At 58.5% G+C, this 26,781-nt stretch carries 24 protein-coding genes; 10 read left to right on the top strand and 14 right to left on the bottom strand.

Going from position 1 to position 26,781, the window contains the following annotated elements:
• Positions 1–154 precede the first annotated feature (154 nt).
• From JG746_RS28735 to JG746_RS28775, 9 genes are all read right to left on the bottom strand, one after another.
• On the bottom strand, positions 155–1,384 hold the full coding sequence (locus JG746_RS28735) for a metal-dependent hydrolase family protein (protein ID WP_202355798.1): 1,230 nt from the start codon (positions 1,382–1,384) through the stop codon (positions 155–157).
• Between the two features lie 34 nt (positions 1,385–1,418).
• On the bottom strand, positions 1,419–2,168 hold the full coding sequence (locus JG746_RS28740) for an SDR family NAD(P)-dependent oxidoreductase (RefSeq protein WP_202355799.1): 750 nt from the start codon (positions 2,166–2,168) through the stop codon (positions 1,419–1,421).
• A complete protein-coding gene (locus tag JG746_RS28745) occupies positions 2,165–3,307 on the bottom strand; it encodes a M24 family metallopeptidase (RefSeq protein WP_202355800.1) in 1,143 nt (380 codons plus the stop codon). The genes JG746_RS28740 and JG746_RS28745 overlap by 4 nt, the downstream gene beginning before the upstream one ends.
• Entirely contained in the window at positions 3,304–4,563 is a 1,260-nt protein-coding gene (locus JG746_RS28750) for an acyl-CoA dehydrogenase family protein (protein ID WP_202355801.1), read from the bottom strand. The genes JG746_RS28745 and JG746_RS28750 overlap by 4 nt, the downstream gene beginning before the upstream one ends.
• 54 nt (positions 4,564–4,617) lie before the next feature.
• Entirely contained in the window at positions 4,618–5,094 is a 477-nt protein-coding gene (locus JG746_RS28755) for a heme-binding protein (protein WP_202355802.1), read from the bottom strand.
• Between the two features lie 192 nt (positions 5,095–5,286).
• Positions 5,287–6,885, bottom strand: coding sequence for a GMC family oxidoreductase (locus JG746_RS28760; RefSeq protein WP_202355803.1), 1,599 nt, complete (start codon positions 6,883–6,885; stop codon positions 5,287–5,289).
• Between the two features lie 79 nt (positions 6,886–6,964).
• Positions 6,965–7,849 carry a carbohydrate ABC transporter permease gene (locus JG746_RS28765; protein WP_202355804.1) on the bottom strand — a complete coding sequence of 295 codons (885 nt, stop codon included), beginning with the start codon at positions 7,847–7,849 and terminating at the stop codon, positions 6,965–6,967.
• On the bottom strand, positions 7,836–8,852 hold the full coding sequence (locus JG746_RS28770; protein WP_244730516.1) for a carbohydrate ABC transporter permease: 1,017 nt from the start codon (positions 8,850–8,852) through the stop codon (positions 7,836–7,838). Before JG746_RS28770 ends, JG746_RS28765 begins: the two co-directional genes overlap by 14 nt.
• Before the next feature lie 31 nt (positions 8,853–8,883).
• Entirely contained in the window at positions 8,884–10,155 is a 1,272-nt protein-coding gene (locus JG746_RS28775) for an ABC transporter substrate-binding protein (protein ID WP_202355805.1), read from the bottom strand.
• Between the two features lie 533 nt (positions 10,156–10,688).
• Here JG746_RS28775 and JG746_RS28785 point away from each other — a divergent pair.
• The 6 genes from JG746_RS28785 to JG746_RS28810 all read left to right on the top strand — a co-directional run bounded on the left by JG746_RS28785 (position 10,689) and on the right by JG746_RS28810 (position 17,576).
• Positions 10,689–12,176, top strand: coding sequence for a M81 family metallopeptidase (locus JG746_RS28785; protein WP_202355807.1), 1,488 nt, complete (start codon positions 10,689–10,691; stop codon positions 12,174–12,176).
• Positions 12,173–13,327, top strand: a complete 1,155-nt coding sequence (locus JG746_RS28790; protein WP_202355808.1) for a M24 family metallopeptidase — start codon at positions 12,173–12,175, stop codon at positions 13,325–13,327. The genes JG746_RS28785 and JG746_RS28790 overlap by 4 nt, the downstream gene beginning before the upstream one ends.
• A gap of 6 nt (positions 13,328–13,333) precedes the next feature.
• Complete coding sequence (locus JG746_RS28795; RefSeq protein ID WP_202355809.1) at positions 13,334–14,260, top strand: zinc-binding dehydrogenase; 927 nt, start codon at positions 13,334–13,336, stop codon at positions 14,258–14,260.
• A 43-nt stretch (positions 14,261–14,303) separates the two neighbouring features.
• A complete protein-coding gene (gene kdgD, locus JG746_RS28800; protein WP_202355810.1) occupies positions 14,304–15,212 on the top strand; it encodes a 5-dehydro-4-deoxyglucarate dehydratase in 909 nt (302 codons plus the stop codon).
• 178 nt (positions 15,213–15,390) lie between these two features.
• Positions 15,391–16,482, top strand: a complete 1,092-nt coding sequence (locus JG746_RS28805) for an ABC transporter ATP-binding protein (protein ID WP_202355811.1) — start codon at positions 15,391–15,393, stop codon at positions 16,480–16,482.
• A 62-nt stretch (positions 16,483–16,544) separates the two neighbouring features.
• Positions 16,545–17,576 (top strand): pyridoxal-phosphate dependent enzyme, encoded by a 1,032-nt coding sequence (locus JG746_RS28810; RefSeq protein WP_202355812.1) that lies wholly within the window; start codon positions 16,545–16,547, stop codon positions 17,574–17,576.
• Between the two features lie 38 nt (positions 17,577–17,614).
• Here the strand turns inward: JG746_RS28810 and JG746_RS28815 are convergent, their stop codons facing one another.
• Entirely contained in the window at positions 17,615–18,274 is a 660-nt protein-coding gene (locus JG746_RS28815; protein WP_202355813.1) for a GntR family transcriptional regulator, read from the bottom strand.
• Positions 18,275–18,917: 643 nt separating this feature from the next.
• Between JG746_RS28815 and JG746_RS28820 the strand changes: the two genes are divergently transcribed.
• Together JG746_RS28820 and JG746_RS28825 are read left to right on the top strand one after the other, a co-directional pair.
• Complete coding sequence (locus JG746_RS28820) at positions 18,918–19,376, top strand: RidA family protein (RefSeq protein WP_202355814.1); 459 nt, start codon at positions 18,918–18,920, stop codon at positions 19,374–19,376.
• 64 nt (positions 19,377–19,440) lie between these two features.
• Positions 19,441–20,166: a ribonuclease activity regulator RraA gene (locus JG746_RS28825; protein ID WP_202355815.1), complete on the top strand. Its 726-nt coding sequence runs from the start codon at positions 19,441–19,443 to the stop codon at positions 20,164–20,166.
• A gap of 199 nt (positions 20,167–20,365) precedes the next feature.
• On the opposite strand, the gene JG746_RS28830 is transcribed toward JG746_RS28825, so the two are convergent.
• Positions 20,366–21,250 carry a sugar phosphate isomerase/epimerase family protein gene (locus JG746_RS28830; RefSeq protein WP_202355816.1) on the bottom strand — a complete coding sequence of 295 codons (885 nt, stop codon included), beginning with the start codon at positions 21,248–21,250 and terminating at the stop codon, positions 20,366–20,368.
• A 295-nt stretch (positions 21,251–21,545) separates the two neighbouring features.
• Here JG746_RS28830 and JG746_RS28835 point away from each other — a divergent pair, with 295 nt between their 5' ends.
• A complete protein-coding gene (locus tag JG746_RS28835) occupies positions 21,546–22,682 on the top strand; it encodes a Gfo/Idh/MocA family protein (protein WP_202355817.1) in 1,137 nt (378 codons plus the stop codon).
• 177 nt (positions 22,683–22,859) lie between these two features.
• Here the strand turns inward: JG746_RS28835 and JG746_RS28840 are convergent, their stop codons facing one another.
• The 3 genes from JG746_RS28840 to JG746_RS28850 all read right to left on the bottom strand — a co-directional run bounded on the left by JG746_RS28840 (position 22,860) and on the right by JG746_RS28850 (position 25,605).
• Positions 22,860–23,570 (bottom strand): GntR family transcriptional regulator, encoded by a 711-nt coding sequence (locus tag JG746_RS28840; RefSeq protein WP_244730920.1) that lies wholly within the window; start codon positions 23,568–23,570, stop codon positions 22,860–22,862.
• Positions 23,571–23,699: 129 nt separating this feature from the next.
• A complete protein-coding gene (locus JG746_RS28845) occupies positions 23,700–24,320 on the bottom strand; it encodes a flavin reductase family protein (protein WP_202355819.1) in 621 nt (206 codons plus the stop codon).
• Between the two features lie 463 nt (positions 24,321–24,783).
• The gene (locus JG746_RS28850) at positions 24,784–25,605 is read right to left on the bottom strand and encodes a helix-turn-helix domain-containing protein (protein ID WP_127870954.1); all 822 of its coding nucleotides are present in this window, start codon (positions 25,603–25,605) and stop codon (positions 24,784–24,786) included.
• 131 nt (positions 25,606–25,736) lie between these two features.
• Between JG746_RS28850 and JG746_RS28855 the strand changes: the two genes are divergently transcribed.
• Positions 25,737–26,732, top strand: a complete 996-nt coding sequence (locus JG746_RS28855) for a Gfo/Idh/MocA family protein (RefSeq protein WP_244730517.1) — start codon at positions 25,737–25,739, stop codon at positions 26,730–26,732.
• The last annotated feature ends 49 nt before the right edge of the window (positions 26,733–26,781 follow it).

The following is a 26,781-nucleotide window of genomic DNA, read 5'->3' on the forward strand; positions in this document are numbered from 1 at the left end:
TGACCGATGTTTGGTAACGGCCGCAACCGGTGAAGGAAGACTTCAAAAACGGTCTTAGCTCTTGCCAAACCGGCCGTGAGCAGAGTGATCCGTGGGGGCCGCCATTTCAGCGAATATCGCTGCGGTGACAGTCCGATGAAAGCGATGTGTCCCGTCAGATGTCGCGCTTGTGAACGTAGCCGTCCTTGATAGTAACCCGGATACCACTTCCATCTTCCTGGAACACACCAATATCGTCGAGGGGATTTCCGTCGACGATCAGGATATCTGCGAAGGCGCCCGGTATGAGTTCCCCGAGCTTGCCCTCTTGCCGCACGATTTCGGCATTCACTATCGTGGCCGAATGCAAGGTCTGCGCCGGCGTCTCGACCGCCGAACGGATCTTGAACTCTTGCAGCTGGTAGTGGTGCATGACACCTTCCAGATCGGTGCCAAAACCAAGCTTCACACCGGCGTCGCGGCAGATTTTTACCGCCTCGACGCCGCGGCGCAGCATCATCTTGACCTGTTCGACGATGTGCGCAGGCGTGCTTAGTTGATCGGCGTAGAAGATGCTTGCCTCAAACGTCGCAAGCGTCGGCACCACATACGCGTTCTTTTCGGAAACCAGGCGGGCGGTGTCCTTGTCAATAAGGTTGGCATGCTCGATGGTGCGCACACCTGCCTCAAGCGCTCGGCGGATGACGTCAACGCCATAACAATGCGCCATGACATAGGTGCCGAAATCGGCAGCTTCCTGCACTGCGACCCGTTGCTCTTCCAGTGAAAAATGCGGTGAATAGATCGAGGACTTGCCCGAATTGCCGCCGCCAGCCATCAGCTTGATCTGGTGAGCGCCTGCCGCGATCTCCTCGCGCACGGCGCGGCGGACAGCATCGACCCCATCGACGACGCGGCTGATATTGCGCGTGCTACGGCAGTGCGGGCAGCCTTGCTCATGCTCGGTGCGGACACGGAAATCCCCCAAGCCGCCCGTTACGGCGAGCGCCAATCCGGGAACAAAAAGACGTGGACCGGGAAACAGATTCAGTCGCGTTGCTTCCGCGAGCGCCGCATCCGCGCCCCCCGAATCCCGCACGGTGGTGAACCCACGCCGCAGATAACCGGCAAGGATTTTTGAGGCGTGCGCAGCAACGAGGTAAGGCGCGGTGTTGGCCAGAGTGACCTGATTGTTGACGTGGGCCATCGCATGAACGTGTGCGTCGATCAGGCCAGGCATCACAACGCGGCCACCGGCATCGATTTTCACCGTGTCGTGTGGGGCCTCGACCGATCCGGCGATCTCGACGATCTTTTGACCTTCGATCCTGATCTGCTGACCCGAACGCAACTTCGCTTCTCGAGGATCGAGGACGGTGGCGTTGATGATTACGATATCACTCATGGCTGTTCCTGTAGGTTTGCCGGGCATCCGCCGATCAGCGTGCGGGCCCTTTGATCAGCGACTCTCCGCCGTCGACCACGACTGCCTGGCCGGTCATGAATCGCGCATCCTCCGAAAGGATGAATCGTACGATGGCACCGAACTCCCCGACGGTGCCCATGCGATGCAAAGGCACGAGTTCAGGAACTTTCTGCAGAAAAGACTCGCGACCGCCAAACATCTCCCAGACCGGAGCATTGAAGGGTGTATCCACCCAACCCGGGCAGAGGGCATTAACGCGGATGTTGTCGCCGGCATATTCAAGCGCGAGTTGCCGGGTCATCGTCAGCAATGCCGATTTCGATACGATATAGGGGAGCGAACCCTTGGCCACCATGATGGATGCCGCAGAGGCTGTGAACAGCAGGCTGCCGCCGCCAGCCTCACGCAGCCGGGGAAGAGCGGCGCGCGCCAGAACCGCATTGGCCCGCACATTGAGCGCGAAGCTCAAGTCGAATGCTTGAAGTTCCATGCTCTCGACCGTGCCGACATGGCAAATGCCGGCATTGTTCCAAACAGCGTCGAGGCCACCCAGATGCTCGCCGGCCTTGGCTACGACCGAGCCGATTTGATCGTCGTCAGCAATGTCGATCGTCAGCACCAACTCGGCGCCCAGATCGTGCGGCGCCTCTTTTCTGTCCGCCATGACGACCCGCGCGCCCACAGCGGCGAGAGCGCGAACTCCTGCCTCGCCCATACCGCTGGATCCGCCGATGACGAGAACACGCTGTCCCTGAAGGCTCATCTTACGGCAATCTCCCGTGGCGTTTGGGTCAGGCGCACAGGGCCATTTTCGGTGACCAGAACCGTTTCGCTGAAAGGCATGCCTTCAGAATAATGGATGACGTGAAACACCATGTTGGGCTCCAGCGCCCACGTTTCGTTTGGCATGAATATCCGGGTGTGGTCGGAGGTGCGCGGTACGGCGTGATAGCCAAGCGTATAGGCCGAGACCTGCGGATAAGTCTTCTTCAGGCCTTCGCGAAGCATTGTCTCCCGGGCAACACGGTCGATTTCGCCGGAAATCGCGCCGGGGACCATCGCGGCAATGAACTCGTCCTGAATCTGAACGATGCGGTCGGCTATCCTTCGGTGACGGTCAGAGACATGTCCAACCGCCATCGGACGCGCGATCCGGCCGGAATAGCCGTTGACTTGCGGCACCGCCTCAATGAAGTAGAGCTCGCCGGCCTGCATGATCCGTTCACCCAACCGGCCATGCATATTGGCGACCGTGCTGCCGTAACCGAACACGGCAACGCGACCATTATCCGCACCCAGCTTGATTGCCTCGCGGTATGTGGCGATGGCCGGCTCGCGCTCCGATCGGCCAACGGAGATGGCATCGGTCCCGGCCTGGACGGCCGCGTCAGCTATGGCGCAGGCGCGGCGCAAAGCCTCAATTTCGGCCGGCGATTTGATCAGCCGATGTTCCCAGATGACCTTGCCGAAATCCACAAACGTCAGCCCTGGCATTTCAGCCTGAATACGCTCGTATCTTTGGATCGTGAGGAAGTGGCTGTCGGTCTCGACAGCCAGCACTGGTTCGCCGCTATCGCGTATCAACCGTGCCAAAAGGGCGATTTCGTCCTCGTGGTCATCGAAGGTGACAAAGGCGTCCGCCGCAGCCTGACGCCTCGCTCCGACCTGATCGGCCGAGCGGACCAAAAGCGTCACGGCTCCCGAGGGCGAGATCAAGGCCGCCTGATAGCGGGCTCCAGAGTGGCTGTAGCCTGTCAGATAAGCCAAGCTGTCGATCTGGTCCACGAGCAGCAAACCAGCGCCGCGAGCGGTCACCTCCGAAAGGACACGTGCCACCCGCCCACGGAATTCGGCACGATCGAAGGGCAGTAATGACTGTACCCCGCCGGCGCCAGAGGTCATGCCGCGTCCCGGTCGAAATGGAAGCCAAGATCGGCCCAGGTCTTGCGCTCGCTGGGCTGGAGCCGCCGGCCATATTTCGCCTTGGGGAAATAATCGCGCGAAAGCTCAGTTTTGGCGACCGTCTTCATGATCATGCTTTCGCGCGTGTGAAGCGTGGCGACACGCGCATCACGCATCAGGCGCGGGATGCTGCTCCAACGAAACACAGCTCGGGTCCCGACGATCTCGAAGGCCTTGGTCGAAACCATGCCCACGGTTGTCTTGGCCATATGAAGGCCCATGAGGGTCGCGTGCGCGGCCTCGCCCCACATTTTCTGATCGTAGAGATGCTGCGCATACCACAGCTGCGACCGCGTCGCGGCGATGGCTGAAGCCATTTCGCCGAGGGAATACATGTTGGTGTCGTCCTGCTGAAGAAAGGGCCGAGTCGCTACGACGTCCCTCACCTCCTCGTAGATCCCCTGCGCGGAGCCAAGCGAATGCGCCGCGTAGGCAAGTTCGAACGTGTAGGGGTGGGTCTGATTGAAATCACCAGGTTCGCCAAGGACGTTTTTCCAAGGGATGGAGACGTTGGTGAATTTGGCGCCGCCAGACAGCGATGCGCGAATGCCGGTCGCCTCTTCCCAGCCTGCGACGAATTCGACGCCCGGGTTTGGCAACTCGATCACAAAGACGCTGGCTCCGACATCGGGGTCGTCCGTCCCAGGTGCCAATGCCCAGAACAGAAGGTATTTCGATGCCGCGCCGCCGCTGGTGAAACCCTTGAAGCCATTGGCGAGGAAGCCGCCTTCGGTCGGCGTCAGATCCGATGCGAACGAAATCTTGCCATCCTTATGCGGAACCACTTGTGAACGGCCGGGCTGCACCTCGCTGCCAACCGACGCCACGCCGACCCCGTTCTGCGCCACGTCGCCCAGGATGCGCCGTTTCTGCTCCTCGTTGGCGAGCCCGGCCACCAACCCGAAGCAGTGATACTGGTTCTGGATGATCCAGCCGGTGCTCCCACAGGCCGACGCGAAGATTTCGACCACGGCATGGCAAAGATTGCTGAAGCCGGCATCCTCATCGGCATAGCCGCCATATTCTTTTGGAATGCCGAGCTTCAGAAAACCGCCATCGACCATGTCGCGCCAGTTTTCGTGCGGCCAGCCCCCCGCCTCGTCAACCTGCCTTGCCCGCTTGGCGAAGACCTCCTTGAGAGCTCTGGCTTTCTCGATCCATTGCGCACCTTCGGGGGTCGTCTTGAACGGGTACATTCCTTCTTCCTTCCTGGGTAGGCGAACAATAGTGCATGCAGTATGCAATCTTCATCACTTCTCGTCAATGGCCTTCTGATATGTTTCAAGCGCTCGAACGACCAACCGATGGTCATCGATCGAGGCCAGGCCGGCGCATCCAATTGCGCCAACCAGCGTCGAACCAATACGGATTGGCACGGCGCCCCCGCAAAGCACGTACCGGGCTGGGTCAAGCGCACGCTCTTGAGCAAAATCAGGTTCTACCCGGGCTTGGAGCTCGAGCTGCATAGACGCCTTGCCAAAGCGGCGTACTGCCGCGAATTTCCTTTCTATCCAATGCTGATAGTCGGCGCTGGTACCAGGCGTGGCGGCACGCAGGATTATCTGCTCGCCGAGGTCGACGCCGATAGCCACCGTCAAATCCTCGCTTTCGGCCAGCGCAAGCAAGGTCTTGCCTAGCCTGAGCGCGTCGGCCTGGCCGAACACGGTGAAGACAAGCCTGCGGGTCTCTTGCTCGATCTGATCGATCTGGTCACGGATAGCTTGCAACGGTGTCTCTCCTTAAATCGGAATTGTATGCAGCACTGAGCCTACGCCCGCATGATGGAGGAGGGACAAACGCCCCTCGCCCCGAAACAGATCGGCGTTGTTTATCGTGGTATTTCAGTCATCTATGCCGGCCGGGACTTCGGATTGGTCGAGACATGTGTTGTGCGGCCCTCTGCTCCGGACCGCATGCAGTTAACTCTCGCCGAGGACCAGCGCTGCTGCCTTCTCACCGATCATCATAGTGGGCGCATTGGTGTTTCCAGTCGTGACCACCGGCATTACGGACGCATCGGCAACCCGCAAGCCGTCAATGCCGATGACCCGCAATTGCGGGTCGACCACGGCCATCTCATCGGTTCCCATTTTGCAGGTGCCGGATGGGTGATATTCGCTCAAAAGGTTCCTTCGGTTATAGGCCTGGATGGCGTTGTCGGATCTGATATGCAGACCTGGATCGATTTCTTCGCCGGTGAAGTCTCGAAATGCATTCTGGGCATTGATTTCACGAACCAGGCGCAAGCCCTCGGTCAGGGCCCCGACGTCGGCGGGATCGGCGAGAAAATTGTGCTGGATTGTCGGCGGCTGCAACGGATCAGTGGATCGCAGCCAAAGCGAGCCACGAGATTTCGGCCGCATCAAGCCAAATTGCAGCGCGTAGGCGTTGAATGTTCCGACCTCGCCCTTAGGCGATTTCAAGTTGCGGCTAACGGGATAGAATTGCACCTGCAGGTCCGGCCGTTGCTGTGCGGGACTGCTTCGCAGGAAGGCCTGCACCGACATTGGGAAAACCGCAATCGGACCCGTTCGCCTGAAGACGTACTCTGCTGCCGCCTTGAGGCCACGAACCGGATTCTTCAACGAATAGTAAGTCAACGGCTTTGTGCAGGCGAACTGGGCGAAACTGCCGCAATGATCCTGCAAGTTCTGGCCGACGCCGGGAAGGTCGGCGGTCGGACGGACGCCGACGGCCTGTAACCGATCCGCAGGGCCTATACCCGCCAGCATCAGAAGGTGCGGCGACATGTATGCTCCGGCACACAGGATCGTCTCGCCGGCTGCGACAGAGTGGTCGACGCCGTGGCGGACATATCGCACTCCGCTGCAGCGCTTGTCCTGCAGGATCAGGCCAGTGACATGCGCATCCGTGATGACGGTCAGGTTCTTGCGGCCGCGGATCGGCTGGAGGTAGCCGTGCGCGGCGGAGCAGCGAACGCCGCGCCTTGAGTCAATATTGTATTGAACCCAATCGAAACCTTCATGATCGCCGGTGTTGTAGTCGTCGACCACCGGCATACCCATCTCGCGACCAGCTTCGAGAAACGCTTCGAACAAAGGCGTGCGATAACTTCCATAGCTGACGGCAATAGGCCCGAATGACCCACGGTCCTGCGATGAAGGTCCTTGCCAGGTCTCCATTCGTTTGAAGTAGGGCAGGACGCTGTCCCAGCCCCAGCCGGTGGCGCCGGCGCGCTCCCAGTCGTTGAAGTCCTCTGCGTGCCCTCGCACAAAGATCATGCCGTTGATCGCAGATGACCCGCCAAGCACCTTGCCGCGCGGAAGGTTGAGGCGCCGGTTATCGGCGCCCGCCTCGGGCTCACTCACCAGTTTCCAATCGAGCTTGCTTCCGACCGTGTAGTTCACCCCAATTGGAATCCGGATCAGGGGATTGCGGTCCCGTGGACCAGCTTCGAGCAGAAGAACCTTGGTCGCAGGGTCGGCGCTGAGCCTGTTGGCCAGCACGCAGCCGGCGGATCCGGCGCCCACGATGATAAAGTCATAATTTGCGGTCACGGACATTTCCTGTGGGATGCGAACCTGGCAGATGGCTGGGTCCAGACGATCATGATTTGGCTCACCAGTCCTGGCCGCTTCAACCCTTGATGGATCCAGCGGCCAGCCCGCGCAGGAAGTAGCGCCCGGCAAAGACATAGACCAGCAGAGTCGGCAGGGCAGTCAGGAATACCGCAGCCATGTTGACGTTGTATTGCTTCGTTCCAGTCGTCGATGCGACCATGTTGTACAGACCGACCGTCACCGGAGAGGTCAGGCCGGACGTGTAGGTCGTGGCTAGAAGATAATCGTTCCAGATGTGCGTAAACTGCCAGATGACCGACACAACAATCGTCGGAATGGCAATCGGAAGCACGATCCGGCGGAAAATCTGGAGGAATCCGGCACCATCCATCCTGGCAGCGCTGACGATCTCGTGCGGAACGGTGACGAAGAAGTTGCGAAAGAACAGGGTTGTGAACGCAATGCCGTAGATGACGTGCACTAGAACGAGCCCCACCACGCTGTTTGCGATACCGAGAGAACCCATCACATAGGCTAGAGGGATCAAAACGATCTGCAACGGTATGAACACGCCGAAAAGCAGGAAGGCGAAGACCCAATTGTGCCCGGGGAACTTGAAATGGGTCAGCGCGAAGCCGTTGATCGCACCGATCGGCGTCGACAAAATGACCGCGGGCACGACCATGGCGACCGAATTCAGAAAATAGGGCGCCAGCCCGTTGCAGCTCGTGCCGATGCAAGCATTGAACATCGCGTCGCGCCAGGGCTGTAGTGTGGGAGACGCAGGCAGGTCGATCATCGTGCCGCTGCGGAGTTCCTCAAGAGATTTTAGCGACGTCAGCACAACCACCAAAAGCGGAAAGATGTAGATCACCGCCATGAACAGCAGCGCACCATAAATAATGACTCGCGTTGCCCGGTGCGCAAGACCGGTTCCAAGCACCACGTCATGCGTGCTCATTGGAGCCCTTCCGGGTCGAAGCGTAGAGATAGGGTATGACGATTGCCAGGATTGTCATGAAGATCATCACCGCACTGGCTGCTCCGACACCAAGTTGCGATCGCTCGAAAGTCTGCTTGTACATGAAGGTCGCGGGCAACTGGGTGTTGTTGGCTGGCCCGCCATTCGTCAGCGCTATCACCAGGTCGAAGGTTCGCAAGGCTTGCTGTACAAGCACAACCGCGACAGTCACGAATGTCGGCCCCAGGAGCGGGATGATTATGCGACGATAGATCGATAGACCTCCCGCCCCGTCCAGCCGCGCCGCCTTGATCAGATCTTCGTCTATTCCTCGCAAGCCGGCGAGGAAGAGCGCCATAACGAAGCCAGATGCCTGCCACACACCGGCTAGCACAACTGTGTAAAGGGCGAAGCGCGGGTTGACGAGCCAGTCGAAACGGAAGCTCTCCCATCCCCACATGTGCATGACGCGTTCTATGCCGAGACCTGGGTTTAGGATCCACTTCCAAGCAGTCCCGGTAACGACGAAGGACAGAGCCATCGGATAGAGATAGATGAGACGCAAAGCGCCTTCAGCACGTATTCTTTGGTCGAGCAGGATGGCGAGAAAGAGACCGACGACGGTTGTGATCAAGATGTAGAGAAACGTAAACACCACGATATTTTTGGCCGACTGGATCCAGACCGGATTTGACCATAAATTATAGTATTGCCTCAAGCCGACCCAGTGATAGTCGGGCAACATGCCGGATGCGCTGAAAGATATATATGCTGTCCAAATCATGAAGCCGTAGACGAAAATCGACGCGATCGCGATCGAGGGCGCCAAGGCAATCTGCGACGCGTATCTGCCCAGAAACGCGCGCGCACTGCCGCTTACCAAACTCGGACGCGCAGTAAAGGATTCGGACTTGAGCGATAGCAATTCCATCCGCCTTGCCGCCAACCGTTGCTTTAGATTCCTGACCTGCAGCGCACCGCAAATCGTTTCCTGCTGGAACAATCCACGGTGCGGCAGTATGGGGACGCCCCTACTATTCCGAGATTGACTTCAGTCCGCTCGCGAGTTGATCCACGGCGGCCTGGGACGTCATCGACGGCTGCTCGAAGAAGGTCGAGACGACATCCATGAAGACGCCGCTCTTGGCCGGGCTCCAGGCCTCGAAGTGTGAGATCGCAGGAAAGGCCTGGCCTAGCGATGCCGCATCTTTTTGGGCCTTGAAGGAGGCTTGGGCGCAGAAATCGAGCGCATCGGCGTTTACATCGGTGCGCGCCGGCGTCGCCCCCTTCTTCAGGTTGAAGGCTAGCTGCACTTTGGGATCGAAAACAACCTCGGCCAATGCGTCTTGCGCGGCCTTAACCGCAGCGTCCTTGTTCTTGAAGAAAACAAAGGCAGTGGAAACGCTGAGATAGGTCTGGGCATTGCCGGGAGGCGGCGCGCAGCCATAATCGATATTCGGCTTCAGATTGGCCAGCACCATCTCGCCCTTAACATAATCGCCGAGCACCTGCATGCCAGCTTCGCCGGTCATGACCATCTTGGCGGCTATGTTCCAGTCACGTCCCGGATAGTTCGGATCGACATACTTGTTCATGTTGCGAAATTCATCGAAGACCTTGATCATCGTGTCGCTTTTCAAGGCCTCCTCGTTCTGCTCCACGATGGCCTTGCGGTAGAAATCGGGACCGCCAACAGCGACAAGCACGGTCTCGAAGAGTGTCGCCTCCTGCCAGTTGACGCCGCCTATCGCCAAGGGGATCACTCCAGCGGCCTTCAGCTTGTCCGCTACCGCATGGAACTCATCGAGCGTGGCGGGCGGCTGCAGACCCAACTTATCGAACACCTTCTTGTTGTACCAAAGCCAGTTGGTGCGCTCGATGGTGGTGGGCACGCCATAAAAGGCGCCGTTAAGCTTCAGGTGGGGGATCAGCCCCTTGGACATGACATTGTCCCAGTCGCCCTTTGTTGCCACCGCCGACAAATCAGCCAGCGCGCCCTGATCCACCCACTGCTTGACTTCATTCGAGTGCATCAAGACCGCATTCGGCGGGGAGCCTGCGGTGACGCGAGAGCGCAGCACCTGGTTGAGGGTATCGGTACCAGTCGCAGGCAAGTCGACCCACGAATAGCCATTTGCGGTAAACGCGTCCTTGATGGTGCCAATGGCCGCTGCTTCGGAACCGCTGGTGAAGAAATGCAGAACTTCCAGCTTCTTTTCCTGCGCGTAACTCGCCGTAGTGGCGGCTACGAACATCGTTGCGGCCAGAAGGGTCCGCACTACGCTTTTCTGCTTCCCATTGATCATTGCCAATCCCCTTTTAGCTTTGAGCGAAGGCCGTACGCTCACACAAAGTGGCTACAGCATTCAGACGACACTTGAGGACAAAGGGACCGAGGTTGTCAAGTCCCCGGGTGGATTGTCACGAACCACGAGCATCGTCTTACGACAAAAATGCTTGCATATCGGGCGAATATCCCGGTTTTTGCCTTTTCTGCCGGCACCACGACCTCACAACCCTATTGGCAACCCGGGCATTCTCCTGTACTGAGTTCAGTATTCACTTTCGGAGAGAAGCGTGACAATGTCGGCACAAGTGTATACCCTCTTGTCTGCCGTGCCATTTCCGCAGTCCTCCTTGGATGCGGCGATAGCGAGGGGCATTTTTCCAGGGTTTGCTGGCGACCTGACCGCCCCCGCAACCTTGGAAGATGCTGGATGCCTCGTGGACCTGACTGCGAGCGCAGTGACGTCGGTATCGTTGAAGCCGCCGCTCCTTGCTGCTTGCCTGGAGAACTGGGATTCACTCTCGAACTGCAAGTCACGAGGACGTGGGTGATATGGTGCGGGTCGGTATCGGTGGGATTTTCCATGAAACAAATACATTCGCCGCGCCGACCAGCCTCGGCGATTTTCAAGTTCTGCGTGGCACCGAAATTTCGGCGTTCAGCCGATCGACGCGAACCTATCTTGGGGGCCTGATCGACGAAGCGACAGCGCTTGGCTTCGATGCCCTTCCGCTTCTTTACGCGGAGGCAACCCCGTCAGGCACGATCCGGCGCCAGGACTACCTGTCACTACGCGCGGAATTGGTCGAGCAGGCGGCCCGCTCTGATCTCGATGGGCTCCTTTTGTCGCTTCACGGCGCGGGCGTCGTGGAAGGGATAGATAGCCTGGAGGAGGACTTGTGCGAGGCGTTGCGGGAGCGCCTGGGTGACAAGGTGCCGATTGTAGCGACCCTGGACCTTCATGGGAACATTCGGCAGCGCCTTGGCGATCTTTGCTCGGCGCTATTTCCGGTGCGCTTCAACCCGCATGTCGACCAGCACGAGCGGGGCGTCGAGGCTGCACGTTGTCTTTCCGAAATCGTGCTGGCGCATGCCTGCTATGACACTGTAGTCGAGCAGGTGCCAATGCTGTTCCCCCCTGTTCCGACCAGCTTGCTGCCCCTTCTCGAACTCGACAGGCTTTGTACGGAAATCGAAGCGGAGGGTGGCGTCGCTTGCGCACGCATCATGCACGGCTTCCCCTACGTCGATGCGCCTCATATCGGCGCCTCGATTGTCGTTGTGGCCCGCCGGGACCAGGACCAAACCCCACGACAGTTAGCGCAACGGATCGCAAAGGCCCTTTGGGAGCGGCGGGAGCGCATTAAGGTAGAATGCCTGCCGGCTGAAGGTGCGGTCCAGGAGGCAATACGCGAGGCGCGCCCGGTCGTCGTCAACGAGTTCTCCGACAATACAGGGGCTGGTAGCCCAGGTGATGGCACTCACCTCTTGTCCGCCCTTCTGGCGGCTGACGTGCGATCCTGTTTCTCGCATGTCTTTGACCCTGGCACGGCGGCGCAAGCGGCTGCAGCAGGCGTAGGGTCGTCAATCCAGGTGGAACTCGGCGGACATAGCCACGCGCTGCTGGGCCAGCCCGTTAAGGCCCAGGCGGAAGTTCTCGGGCTGAACAGGGGGCTTTTCCATGTCAAAAGCCCAATGGGGACTGGTGAAACGATCGACCTTGGGCTGCTCGCGACGCTGCGGATCGGAAATGTCGACATAATCGTCTCGAGTGGGAGGCGGCAGACACTGGACGATGGACCGTTCATCAAGGCCGGCATCGACATATCGCAATTCCAAATTATCGCGCTCAAGTCGAGCCAACACTTCAAGGCTTGGTTTGAGCCGTGCGGCGCGCGGATCATCACGGCCGACCCGCCGGGTCTCTCCCCTGTCGACGTGAGCAGACCTCATCGTAACCGTTTGAAACGACCTACATGGCCGATCGACGCGGCCGTGGAATATCGACCGGATGCCGAGGTCAAGGGAAACCCCGCATGAACAAGCTGGCGGCCGATGTGACCTATTCGCCCCATGGATCTTTGGATTTTGAGAAGGCCGAATATCAAGCCCGAATCCGCGCAATCCAGCTTGAGATGGAAAAGCGCGGTGCAGAGATCCTCCTGGTGGATCAGATCGATCATCTTGCATATCTCTTCGGCTACCTTGCCACGGCAGCTCGTTATCAGGCGGCTTTGATCCCATCGGCGGGGGAGCCTTGGTTGATCGTGCGGGAACTGGATCTTGGCACCTTCCTCGACCAGTCCTGGTCAAGGTCTTTCGAAACCTTCGCCGACGACGAGGATTCGCAGGACAGGGTGACAAGAGCCATCGCGCGGCTGGGGCCGAAAAGGCTGGCTGTCGAAAAAGACAGCAACATCCTGACGATAGCGCGGCTGAATCAGATCCGGGCCGGGAATCCAGGCATGGAGATCGTGGATTTCTCGGGCGTGATCTGGGAACACCGGCTGACCAAGTCCGAGGCTGAGCTGGCCTATATTCGGCATGCCGCCGCGATCGGCGACGCTATCGTGTCGGCCGGAGCTCACTCCATCAAGGTGGGGATCGACGATCGTGACAGTCTAGCTGCCATGTACGAGGCCGCCATCTTACATGGGGCCGACAACACTCGCGCGGCTATCGTTGGGAGAATGACGGGAGCGGATGCCTTGATTGGCGGCGTGAAGGGCGCACCCTGGGCGCATGGCGAGCGGGTGTTCCTCGAGGCGACACCACAGTATCGCGGCTATTGCGCACGTCTTGTCCGGCCTGCCATGGCGGGCAAGGTCGGCGACGCCGACAGGGAGATCGCCAGACAGCTGGTTTCGATACAGGATCGCCAGATCGCGGCGATGGTCCCTGGCGCAAGCGGCGGGGAAGTCGACGCAATCTGCCGCGACGAGGTCCTGCGCAGCGGGGTCAAGGCAGTCTTCACTCAAATCACGGCTTACACGCTTGGCTACCAGGCCGTGCCTCGAGTCAGCGATCATACGCGGATCATGGCCCCTGGCCAAACCTGGACCTTCAAGCCAAACATGGTCTTCCATGTGGTGCTCCACACGCCCGAACTGGCGTTCAGTGAGACTGTCGTGGTTACCCAAAACGGCCCCGAGCGGCTGTCGATGCTGCCGCGACATATCCTGTCGGAGTAGCCGTAGATGCGTGCCTATGAAGTCACCAAGAACGGCTTGAGATTATCCGGGCGGGATCGCCCTTCACCCGGCCCGGGCGAAGTTGCGATCCAGGTCGAGGCGATCGCCCTCAATCGCGGCGAATGCCGAAGCGCGGTTCAGGGAGAGTTTCCCGAAGGCATTGTGCCGGGATGGGATACGGCCGGCATAATCAGCAACATTGGAACCGGTGCCGAGGCCCCGCCCGTAGGTACACGAGTCGTCGCCCGTGGCCTGAGCGGAGGATGGGCCGAGTGCCGAATCGTACACGCCGGCGATATTGCCATAGTGCCGGACGAGGTCGATCTCGGCGACGCCGCTGCGCTTGCGACCGCCGCCACGAGCGCTCTCGCGGTCCTGACACGGAGCGGACCTATTTTGGGACGTTCGGTGCTGATCACCGGCGCATCGGGCAGTGTCGGACGATTCGCCGTTCAACTGGCCCGCATGGGCGGCGCCAAGGTAATCGCAGTGACGCGTCGAGAAGCTGATGTCGACGCCTTGGTCGAGCTCGGCGCGCATGAGGTTTTGACCGACCTCGACAGTGCCTCGGGCGCCGATCTCATCATTGAGACCTTAGGGGGAGCGCCGTTGGTTCAGGCCGTCGGTCTGCTCAACCCCGGCGGGATACTGCAATCCGTTGGTTGGAGTTCCGGCCAGAACGCGACTTTCACCGATTTCGCTCACTTGAGGAAAAACGGCGGTGCGATTCAAGGCTTTGCCATTGGCGAATATCGCGTCGGCGCACTGCTGACGCAGTTGATCCGGCTTGTTCAATCCGGCGCATTGAAGACCTCGATACAAATGCGCCAGCCGTGGGAAGAGTTGCCTGCTGCCGTTGCGGCAGTTTTACGACCCGGCTTCCACGGCAAAGCCGTTCTCAACTTGAAAGATTCGGCCAAAAACCAAGCGTGAATACAGAATTATTTTTTCACACCTGCAAGAAAGAGGGAACACCGTGACACCAAATAATCTCAAAGCAGCACTGGGGTCCGGGCTGCTGTCCTTTCCAGTCACCCATTTCAATGCGGAAGGTCGCTTTTCTCCCGAAAGCTACAAAGCGCACGTGGCATGGCTTTCGAGCTTCCAGGCGCCAGTACTGTTCGCTGCCGGCGGCACCGGAGAATTTTTCTCGCTCACCCCTGACGAGATCCCTCAAGTGGTGAAATCGGCCAAGGAGGCCGCAGGTGATACGGCTATCGTTTCGGGATGCGGCTACGGAACAGAGATCGCCGTTGGCATCGCCCAGGCTGCACAAACGGCAGGCGCCGACGGGATTCTGCTCTTGCCGCACTATCTCATCGATGCGCCCCAGCAGGGGCTCTACGAGCATGTGCACAAGGTATGCCAATCGGTCGATATCGGGGTCATGGTCTACAATCGCGACAACTCCATCATCCAGGCCGATACGCTAGCCAGGCTTTGCGACGCTTGTCCCAATCTCATCGGCTTCAAGGACGGCACGGGCGATATCGGGGCCATACGACAGATCACAGCCAAGCTGGGAAACAGGCTTACCTATCTCGGCGGAATGCCTACGGCCGAGCTTTTCGCCGAAGCCTATCTTGGCGCCGGCTTCACGACATATTCCTCGGCCGTGTTCAATTTCGTCCCCGCCCTTGCACTCGAGTTTTATCGCGCGCTTCGCGCCGGCGAGCGGGCGCGATGCGAAACCTTGCTCAACGAGTTCTTCTATCCGTTCATGGCCATCCGCAATCGTGCCAAGGGCTACGCTGTCGCGGCGATCAAGGCTGGTGTCCGGCTGAAGGGCTTCGACGCCGGAAAGGTCCGAGCGCCGCTTGTCGATCTATCCAGCGAAGAGGAAGACTTGCTCGCTGGTCTGATCGCTCGCCAAGCTTTGCAGTAAGGAGCGTCGAAAAAGTCAATCGTCACCACAATACAGAACGATTGCAATATCGACGTTTTGACCTTGGAGCGAATAGAGGCGCCTGACCACTTGTCCTCGCCCTGCCCCACGGAACTAACGCCACACATCGTCTGATCGTCGCGCTGACAGACCATGGCGCAAAATCAAGGATAACCTGATGTCCTCGCTTACACTCGACAGGGTCAATAAGCACTACGGCAACCAGCTGCATGTGCTGAAGGACATCAATATCGAGGTCGCCTCGGGTGAATTTCTGGTTCTGCTTGGGCCGTCGGGCTGCGGCAAGTCAACCTTGCTGCACGCGATCGCCGGCTTGCACAGGATCAACTCTGGCGAAATCAGGCTTGGACCTCGTGTTCTCAACGACGTGCCATGTCAGAGCCGTGACATTGCGATGGTGTTTCAGTCTTATGCCCTCTACCCATCCATGACTGTACGCCAGAATATCTCGTTTCCGCTCGAAATGCGGAAGCTCTCCCGGCAAGAGCGCGACGAGGCGGTGGAACGCGTCGCAGGGCTTCTGCAGATTGGGCACCTTCTCGATCGCAAGCCGGGTCAATTGTCGGGTGGCCAGCGACAGCGCGTCGCCATCGGCAGAGCTCTTGTGCGCGAACCAGCCCTTTTCCTTTTCGACGAACCTTTATCCAACCTCGATGCGCTCTTGCGAGTGGAGATGCGGACGGAATTGAAAAAGCTGCATGAGCGCATGGGTCGCACCACGGTCTACGTCACACACGATCAGATAGAAGCGATGACCCTGGCGACACGTATCGCCATTCTGGACAAGGGAACGGTGCAGCAGCTTGGCACCCCCAGCGAGGTTTACAACAAACCGGCGAACCTCTTTGTCGCGACATTCATAGGCAGTCCGAAAATCAACCTGATGCCCGCGGTCACAAATGGCGGACGCCTGACCCTTGAAGGCACCGGCGCGCACCTTCCGATCCCCGATGAATTCCGCGCGGCCGCCAAGGTCGAAGGCTGCAAGGTCACGGTTGGGATCCGACCGGAACACATTGCTGTTGGGGGAGGCAAGGCCGTTGGCGCATCAGAGGTGGAACTGGACGTCGACGTGACCCTGATCGAACCCACCGGTGCGCATGATGTCGTCATCTTCCAGCACGGCGGCGTCGAGCAGTCGGCGCTGCTTAGCGCTGGCGCGATCTCTCGAACGGGCTCGACACGCCTTCGGATCGATGCCTCGCGCCTGAATCTTTTCGACGCCAGCACCGGCGTCCGACTGACTTGATCCGAAGTACTTCCGGCTAGCCAACATTCTCGATCAATCTAATCATCACGGGTACCTCACCTATGTCGCATGTCTCACGAGCCAATCTGGAAGGCGCGCTAGCGCTTTTGCCGCGCGCTCGCCTCGCGCATCTGCCAACGCCGCTTGATTTCTGCCCAAGGTTGACCGAGGCGCTTGGCGGACCCAGAATCTGGTTCAAGCGCGACGATTGCACGGGCTTGGCATTTGGTGGGAACAAGGTTCGTCAGCACGAATACATCCTGGGTGACGCTCTTAGCCGAGGAGTGGACGTCGTCGTCCAAGGAGCGGCTTCACAGTCGAACCAGTCCCGGCAGTTAGCGGCTGCAGCCGCTCGCCTTGGCCTGGACTGCATCCTGATGCCACGGAAAGATGCTCATTTCGAGCATGTGCAGGGCAATCAGTTGATCGTACGCAGGTTCGGAGCCACAGTGATCCCTATCGACGCCAACACCTCGGCGAAACAAGCCAAGCAGGACATGGCCGCTCGGCTTGAGGCAGAGGGCCGCAGACCAATGATTCTGGGCATGGGGGCGGAACGCGCTCTGACGCTCGCCTCGGTCGCCTATGTCGGCGCTTATTTGGAGTTGTGGGCGCAACTTGAGGCCCTCGACGAACCGATGCCAACGCACCTCTATGTCACGTCGCAAGTCAGCACTCAGGCCGGGCTACAGGCGGCGGCCGAATTGCTGGGCCACAACGTGAAGATCTGCGGGATCAATCCGATGGACGCTCGCAACGAAGCGTACGAAAGCCCGGACGAGATCGCTGCCCGGTGTCGCGCGGCAGCGGATTTGCTGGGCTTCCGGCTGGCAATCGACGCCGAGCGCATCAACAATTCCACTGATTTCGTCGGAGACGACTATGGCAAGCCCTCGGCCGCCGCCCAGGAAGCAGCGGAGCTGTTGGCGCGCACCGAGGGCATTCTTGTGGACCCGGTCTATTCGGGAAAAGGTCTTTCGGGGCTGGTGAGCGATATCAAGGCAGGATCGTTGAGAAAGTCGGACCGCGTGGTGTTCCTGCATACCGGCGGCTTGCCGGCGATATTCTCGTATTCGTCCCAATACCCCTTGTAGCAGACACGCGGTGGTGGCCCCGGCATTTGGCGATGGGCTCAGAGCGACCAATTCTTCAGAAGCCACCGCACGAACTGATCGTGTTGATTATTCAGCGCAGCCACAAGCCTGGCAGAGTCACGAGACCGCAAGGCTTCAAGCTGATCCTTCAACATCCAGTATTCGATCTTCAGCCATTCCCCGTCGTTGGTTGCATGAACGGCATTGCGGATACGTGTCAGATGGTCATGCAGCTTACCCTGCATGCTTCGTAGCAAATCGTTGTCGCAATATTGTCTCAGTATCTCCTGCAGGAGGAAGAAGGCATCCCTGATGAGCGACGGATCGTCCGCCTCCATAGATTGGTGAGCCTTATCGAGAAACGCGCCCAATTCATCGATCCGAGCGGCCGGGATGTTGCCAATAGCCTGTAAAGCGCATTGCGAATCGAGCGCCTTCCGAACCTGATAGGCATTGCTGATATATTTCGCATCCAGCGGGGCTACATACGGCACCTTCCACGCTTCGCCAACCACCAGCCCGTCCTCCTGCAGACGTGTGAGAGCCGCCTTCACGGGCGAGCGGCTGACACCCAGCTGCTTTGCCAAGACGCTTTCCGGGACCGCCTGGTTTGGCGGCAGCGCGCCGTCCGTTATCATCTTCTTGATAATTTCGTAGACGCGCTCGCCCAGAGGAATATTTCGCTCAACCTCCTGCATGACTTTCCTTTTTCGGCCGAAGTCTCGAATCGTTCGCGCATAATGAAGGGTCGACGATACAGTGGCAAGACCTAGAGTGGATGCACTTGGTTGCTCCTTGATAAAGCTTGCCCTTCGACAGCGACCGACGTGAACACCCGACCGCCCGGAATTTCCTGGTCATGCAATTGGCGCCCGAGAAACGCCGGTGCACATGCTCCAGACCATAAAGAACGCGCTCGACACCACTTTTCTGGCGACTGGTAGCCCGTTCCAAAGCCGTTCAATAGCCTAGATTCTGAAGAGCCGAGGCTCACCAACAACATTGGAGATCGTGCCTTCCACCCAGTTCTACCAACCGCCAGACTGTATTCAGGCGACAGAAATGGTGCCCTCGAGGCAAAAACACCAGGATGGCTCAACGCCCATGTCGAATGCAGTCCACCACTGACTTAGGGGGCTTCGTTCCGTGGATAGGCGCCGATCGCTAAAACCGGTAACGCAATTGCATTCTGCGTACAGTATGCTACGGAGACTCTCGCCTTCGACATGTGACGCTGGTGAGAGCTGCCTGGTCCAACCATGCCGCCTGGCATCACTTGGCGAGGCTGTCACGACACGCAACCAAGATCTCCCGCTGCTCAGGCGCTGAAGGAAAGATGAAATGACCGGAGCGTTCTCCTACAGGGGACATGAACTGCCCGCCTATCAAGAGCCGGCATATTGCTACACATCGGTTATGGTGCATGACGGTCAGGCCTGGGTGAGTGGCAGCGTGCCGAAGACCGGCGATAGCGACCTCCATCCCGGCAAGGTCGGCGCCGACGTGACAATCGAACAGGCGAAGCAGGCAGCTGAACTCGCTGTCCGCAATGCGCTGTCGTCCTTAGCGCACGCGATCGGCGACCTCGACAACGTCGAGCAGTTGCTCAAAATCACGGTATTTGTTGCGTCAGCCCAGAGTTTCAACCAGCAGCCGCGCGTCGCGGACGCCGCGTCTATACTGCTTCGCGAAATCCTCGGGGATCGAGGCAATCATGCCCGATCGGCCGTCGGCGTCGCCGAACTACCACGCAATTCCTGTGTAGAGATCGAACTGGTCGCCGCCGTCCGGGCGAGTTGAACCTCGGCCCGGCCAAGGGCCGGGCGCAGCAGTTTCTTTGGGTAGCTAATGAGAAGGTAAAGCAGTGAGCGATTACATCATGTCGGACGCCACGCACGCCAAGCTGAAGAAAGTTTCGACAGCTTCGATCGCGACCGCGCTCTATAAGCGCGGTCTGAGGAACCAGTTCATTCAGGGAGTGTTCCCTGTCCGTCCCAAGCAAGAGAATATGGTCGGGCCAGCCTTTACCTTGCGCTACATTCCAGCGCGCGAGGACCGCAATCCGATCACGGTCTTTCGCAACGCCGACCATCCGCAGCGTGTGGCAATAGAGACTTGTCCGGTGGGCCATGTGCTAGTGATGGATGCGCGAAAAGATGCCCGGGCAGCAACAGCCGGCTCGATCCTGATTACTCGCCTGGCGCTCCGCGGCGCTGCAGGCGTCGTGACCGATGGCGGTCTTCGCGACGCGGAAGGAATCGCAGCGCTGGACATGCCGGCGTATTTTGCCAGGCCGTCTGCACCAACAAACCTTACGCTGCATGAGGCGCTTGACATTAATGTTCCCATATCGTGCGGTGATGCACCAGTGTTTCCGGGGGACATTCTGGTCGGCGACAATGATGGGGTGATGGTCATCCCTGCTCATCTTGCGGATGAGATCGCAGAGGAATGCGTCGGAATGGAAAGCTTCGAGGACTTTGTGCTTGGAGAGGTCCGCAACGGAGCAGCCATCATCGGTCTTTATCCGTGCACGAAAGAAGACCATCAACAGAGATATGAAGCCTGGCGCAAGAAGAACGGGCGATGAGCCCGTATCAGCCCTGCCCTTCCCGATCTGACCAAGGCTGAGCCATTTTTCCTTGGCCCCTCAGGCCGATGAGGCTACGCGGGGCGGGTCGAAAGGCGTGGCCCGGCCGGTTGTCATAACTCAGCGACGACTACGCATTCCGCGCTACCCGACACTTGAACAAAGTTATTTTGCCCGCCCGCCGGGGGCCGCTACATTCCTACGCGCTGATCAGCTCGCTCATCTGCCTGTGCACCTCTCGCGCGACCTCGTACGCATCTTCCTGATGCCATTTTCGATAGAACGACTCGCAGCCCCACCAGTCGTCATATCCGGTCGCCTTTACTGCGTCGGTCCATAATTTGAGATCAATCGCACCCGACCCCAGTCGGACGTCGCGCAGATCGCTTTCAAGCGGGATGCCCCCAGAAAATGACCGTGAGTCGCCGATGTGCACTCCATACAGGAGATCCTTGTTCAATCCTGCCACCACGTCAGGAGTATCTCCTGCCGTGAAGCAATGCCAATAATCGATGATCAATCGAATATTGTCCCGACCGGCGCGGTCGATGATCTCCACATTATCGGCAATCCTGTTCAGAGGGGTCCACGACATTGGCTCCAGATAGAGAAGAAGATTGAACTGGGCAGCCATATCCGCGATCCGGCACAGGTTCCTTACTGTCACCGCGACCTGATCTTCGCGCGAGAATCCCAGCATACCGGTGTAAAGATCTGTAGGTACGCCTTTCGAATGGGCAATCACGGCCCGTACGTCCACGGGCCCTGTCATAACCTGTATGCCCCTAGCCCCAACGATTTGAGCCAATTTGAAGGTAGCCTCGGCTTCGGTCATCAAGTCGATCTCGGAAGCGCCTTGCCGTTCAATATCAAAGACGGCTCCGAATCCCGGAATGTCGATGCCGTCGAGCCTGGCGACCAGGTCCTGCTCGGTAAAACCCGCATTGAGGAAATCGCGCAGTTTCCTGGTGGAGGGGTCGATCCCGTCAAATCCGACCCGTCGTGCGACGTCGACGTCCATTGTCACCGGTACGTTCCACGCCACTGAGGAGTGCAGGATCAGCCTATTCTTCTTCTCGGACATTCAGACCTCAGGACCAAACCGTTGGTGAGCAGCTGCTCCCACCGGGGCAACCCGGCCAGAAGTCGCTTATAGTATGCAGAATGCAATCCCAAAGGCAAACTGTCAACGCTATCTGCCAAAGAAGCGTATGCCCGTTATCATATTGAAACATATTACATCTACGATGAGGGTTTATGCTCCTCTCAAACCTTGACAGATATAGGCTTTGATTGAATACTGCGTTCAATGTGCCATTTTTTGGCAGTCGCGTTCACGCAAATTTTACGCGCTCCAACTGCAGACTGACAGGGTAACAATGACCAACAGAGATACGTTCGGCCGCAGGCTGCGGCTTGGCATGGTGGGCGGAGGAGGTAGGAGCTCAATAGGCCCGAGCCATGTTTCGGCGGCGCGCCTGGATGGTCGCTGGGATCTGGTCGCCGGCGTTTTTTCGCGCACTCCGGAGAGAACCCAACAGGTCGCGCGAAAACTCTTTGTCGATGTCGATAGAGCCTATGCGGACTACCGCGAGATGGCAGCGCGGGAGGCTGAGAGGCCAGACGGCATCGATGCCGTCACGATCTGCACATTCAACGAAACCCACTATGAAATCGCCGATGCATTTCTTTCCAAAGGCATTCACGTAATCTGCGACAAACCTTTGGTCGTCACCCGCGAGCACGCTCGGGCTCTCAGTGCGAAAGTAGCTGAGACGGGCTTGGTGCTAGCGGTAACCTACACCTATTCGGGCTATCCCATGGTCCGTATGGCACGGGATATGATCGCCGAGGGCAAACTTGGGGACATTTTGTCTATCCAAGTGGAATACGCCAGCCATTATCAGACCCAAGCGTTCAGCAAGAAGGACTGGCAGCATGATCAGGCAAAGACGGGCGTGTTGGGTGTCGTGGCGTCGCTTGGCACGCATGCGTTCCAACTGGCAGAATATGCGAGCGGACAGCGCGTGGAAGCACTCGCCGCAGATCTTGCAGGTTTGCGTAACCCGTTGGACGACCACGCCAACATGTTGCTGCGCTTTCATGGCGGCGCACGCGGCGCTCTTTGGACCACTTCCGTAGCTCACGGTTGCCCGAACGGTCTGACGCTTCGCATCTATGGCACTGACGCTGCGCTCACCTGGCATCAGGAGCACCCAGAACAGCTGACTTTCTCGGCTTCGGGACAGCAGCCTGTTCTGCTTGCCCGCGGCGGCGCGGGGGTCAGTGCCGGCGCGAGAGTCGCCTCCAGAACCCCTGCCGGCCATCCAGAAGGCTACCTTGAGGCATTCGCCAACATCTATTCGGCAGTAGCGCGCGCTATTGCAGAAGGCCGAAACACTCCGGCCAACGAGGATTTTCCGACAGTCAACGAAGGCGCGCGGGGAGTGGGGTTTATGTTCACTGCGCTAAAATCAGCTCAGCTCGGAAGCATTTTTGTCCCTTACGAGCTGTAAGCGCCAAGTGTGCGCGCATCCATGACAACTGACCATGTGCGTCCACTGCTGGGCGAGCGAAGCAGAATACCATTGGGCACTCTACAGGCCGCTGGCGCATACGAGGTTGAAGAGCATTGCCGCGTCGGGAACGGCCTGCAAAAGGCCAGCGACGGGCCGGATTCTGCCAAGCGGCTACTATCCGGCAGATGCTCCGCCCTGCGGTGCTTTAGAGTCTTGGGTCGTATAGGAAGAAGCCCAACTCTGAAGAATCCAGCGCCGGAACATATCCATGTGAGCGGAAAGCGTCGTCGCGAGCCTGCTGGCGTCGCGAGCCCTCAGTGCATCAAGTTCGTCCTTCATTACCCAGTATTCGATGTGCAGCCATTCCCGATCGTCCATGGTGCGACTAGCAAATCTGACGCGAGCAAGGTGATCCTGTAGACGAGCCAGAACCGAGCATATGAGATCGTTCTCGCAGTACTTAATAAACATGCGCTGAAGATGCTCGTAGGCATCACGAACCGGATAGGGCTTGCCCGCTTCAACGTCGCCTCGGATGCCCTCCAAAGCCGCCGAAAACTCCTCGATCGCGGCGGTTGGTATGTGGTCGATTGCCTGGACAGCGGTTTGAACCTCCAAGGCTTTGCACACCTGGTAGACGTCATCGATATATTTTCTGTCGAGGGCAGCGACCCGACGCGAATTGCCAGCGCCTTGGCAGACTAGACCGTCTGCAACAAGGCGCGTCACCGCTGCTTCAAGGAGTGGTGAGTCGACATCGATGTACGCGGCAAGATCGTCCTCTTGAGCAGACTGGCCTGGCCGCAACCTGCCTTCGATGATCATCTTTTTCAGCGTCACATAAGCCCGTTCGCCAGGCGCTGCATTCTCTTCAAGTTCGGACACGGTCAATTCAACTGCTCCTTTATCTTCCGCGCCCGCGGAGGCCGCTCTTAGAGTGGCTGGCGATGGCAACTCCAACCCACGAGTGCCAAGCAGGTCTAACCACGGACGCAATCGGGCCCGATGGCAATTTCAATTATCCTTTGCCGAAGGCACGTTCACCTTCCGGGCACTGCCCGGATGGGCAGAAAGCAAAGCATAGTTGCGCGCATGGTACACCAAGGGAGACGCGTCGGCCGCAGCGCCAAACACCAGGCGTCCGACCACGATTGTGTGGTCCCCGGATTCAATCAGCGAATCCACCCGACACTCGGCATACGCTCGCACGTCCTTGATCACCGGGGCGCCGGTCGCCTTTCCAACGATCCAATCCACCCCGCTGAATTTGTCCCCCTGCCCGAATGCGAACTGGTCCGAAATCCATGATTGATCGCTAGCCAGGAAGTTCACTGCAAATCTCTGCTGTGCCCTAATGACCTGCAGGGTATATTTCGAAGACTGCAAGCAGATAACCAGCTGTGGCGGATTCAGGGACAACGACATCACAGCGCTGACTGTGAGGCCAACGGGTGCCCCATCGGCATCGGTGGCTGAAACGATCGTCACTCCACTCGGGAAGCCGCCGAAAATGCCGCGAAAAGTTTCAGGATCGACCTCCGCCTTGTCGTCAACGTCGGAATCCTTCGGTGCCGCAACGATTGAGTCAGGTCCAACTCTCATCTGTGAGCCTCGATAGCATACTGCATTCTGCATGCAATACCTCTCCTTGCTCCGATTTGCAATCCTATTCCTGACGAAAGGGATTTTGGCGCGCCATAAACGGGCCAGCAAAATTCACGTTGGACAGGATTTCCGCGCTAAAGGGGTGAGATGGCGCGAAAAATTCTCATTGTCGCGTCACCAATCTTCCGACTGCGAATTGCAGGGCCATAGTTCAGCATCTTACTGATGCATGTACAACAGGAACCGCAGGCAGATTTGGCATCAGGCCCTCTGGCCAGACGAATGCCGCAACTAGTGCCGCAACGACTGGAGCGTCGACGGTATCGCACCTGTCAGTGGATCCGGTCTCGACGCCACTGCGTTGGAGAGACCAAGGTGGTTTGGCATCCAAAATGGCCCAGCCACACCGAACCAGGCACGCCGCATTCAGCCTTTCTTGTGCCATTCCGCGAATAGCGTCAGCCGACCGCTTCGTACCGTCAAGGCTTCGACACTACATCTGGATCATGTCGGAGCCATCCCCGAGGTACTGCAGCACCTCCCTGGGAATGCTCGGATCACCCCTATCGATCACTGTAAGCTCCTTGAGGTGACGGCGCTGGAGCAGGCCGGGTCCCTTGTAGTGCAAAGCAACCTTCGTCGAGTAGGGTTGACGAAAGGCATTGGCCGCGATGCCGCTGGCAATGCCGAACATGAACCGCTTGGCGTTTCGCTTGACCTGGGCATAGACGCCGAAGGTGAGTTCGTTGCTCTGAATGCCTTCGAAATCGGCTGTGAACAGCCTGTCCGCCACCGGGAAACTAAAACCGTAGTACTTAAAAACATACTCCGTCTTCCCGGGCTTGTCGAAGCTTGGGAAGCGCTCAATATAGTAATGCTGCAGGAATTTGTCCGATCTATACAAGCAGAACGCCGATTTCAGGATAAAGCCTTTGTAGATCGAGGAAAACTGGTACCGATCATAAACGCCCAGGATCTCGGAATCCTGCACGGTGCTGTCAAAAACAATGTTGGAAAGGAAATTCACAAACTCAGGCAGATGCCGGGCAGTGGACATCGCATGAAAAAAATTACCGTCGATCAGCGTTCGAAATTCCTCCGGGTTGGAGAAAAGGATCGGAACGCTCAGCCCGAAGAAGTTCGCGATCGTGCGCAGGTTGGCGCTCGACGGCACATGGGCGCCGGACAAATATTTGTTAAATTGTTGCCGGTTGACGTTTAATTTGCGACAAACGGCTGCCACAGACCCGTGACGGTCGCAAAGGGTTCTCAAATTCGCCGCAAGCGCGGCATTATCCCCTGCGAGGTGGTTCAATCTGGCGGCCTTCCCCGGTGACGCGAATAGACGCTCTGTCTACGCCACTTTAATGCATAACTCAATCACATGCGAAGTTGGCTCCGCGATGCGAATTCGCCCATACTTGGACCGAATAAGGAGCGCCCGGCATGGCAACTCACGGCAAGACGGGGTGGTCGGTTATGGGTACCGGCACCATCGCCACGGAGCAGATGGTCGCCGGGATCAGGGCGCAAGGGCATACTCCCTTGTGGGTGGTCAGTCGGCGCAAACTGGATGCCGCGCATTTCGCCCAGGACCTGGATATCCCACAATGGACAACCAACTTGTCGAATGCGCTAGGCGACCCTAACGTCGAGTTCACCTATGTCAGCGCGCGCATAGGGCGCCGAGGACACTATATCACGGCCGCGGCGCAGGCCGGGAAAAACGTACTTTGCGACGGTCCGATCTCCGAAAGCAGCAAAACCGCGGCCGCTTTGGTGCAGATATGCGATACGGCCGGGATCGTGCTTGCCGTACATCATCCGTTCCGAGCTTCGGCCATCCACCAGACCATGCGCAGACTGATCGTCGACGGCGAAATCGGCAAGGTTCAATCGACCCTTATCACGCGCGAAGGACCATACAAGCCGTCAGCCAAGCGCAGGAAAGACGATCTCGAAGGCGACAGCGACATCTATCTCGATATGTCCGTCGACGACATCGATCTGACCAGATTCCTTACCGGCGCGGAGCCTCTGGAAGTTTCAGCCCTTGGCGCGAATGAAGGCGGCGCGCCCAACCAGATTTCCTATGCATTCAAACTCGACGATGGCAGCATATTTCAATCGTTCGAGAGTTTCGCGATCATGGACATGGAAAGCATGGTCGTGGTCGCCGGCGATCGCGGCACGCTGATCGCCCATGGCACTTTGAACGGGAAGGCTTCGGGCACGCTCATGCGACGCCATGGAGCCAAGAACGAGCTTGTTCCGGTTCGTGATGGCGACTCTCACATCGCGACTGTCGAGGATTTCGTTAGCGCCGGGGAGCGACAAATGTCCTGGCTGGCGCGAGGATCGGATAACGTCGCCGCCCTACGGGCTGCGGAGGCGGTAGCTGCGGCAGCTACAAAGCGCCGAACAATCGCAATAAGGCCGTAGCGCGCCGCGCTCGGCTGTCGAAGTGACCGGCAACGGCTGTGACGCCGTC

It is taken from the genome of Mesorhizobium sp. 113-3-3, assembly GCF_016756495.1.
Lineage (GTDB): Bacteria > Pseudomonadota > Alphaproteobacteria > Rhizobiales > Rhizobiaceae > Mesorhizobium.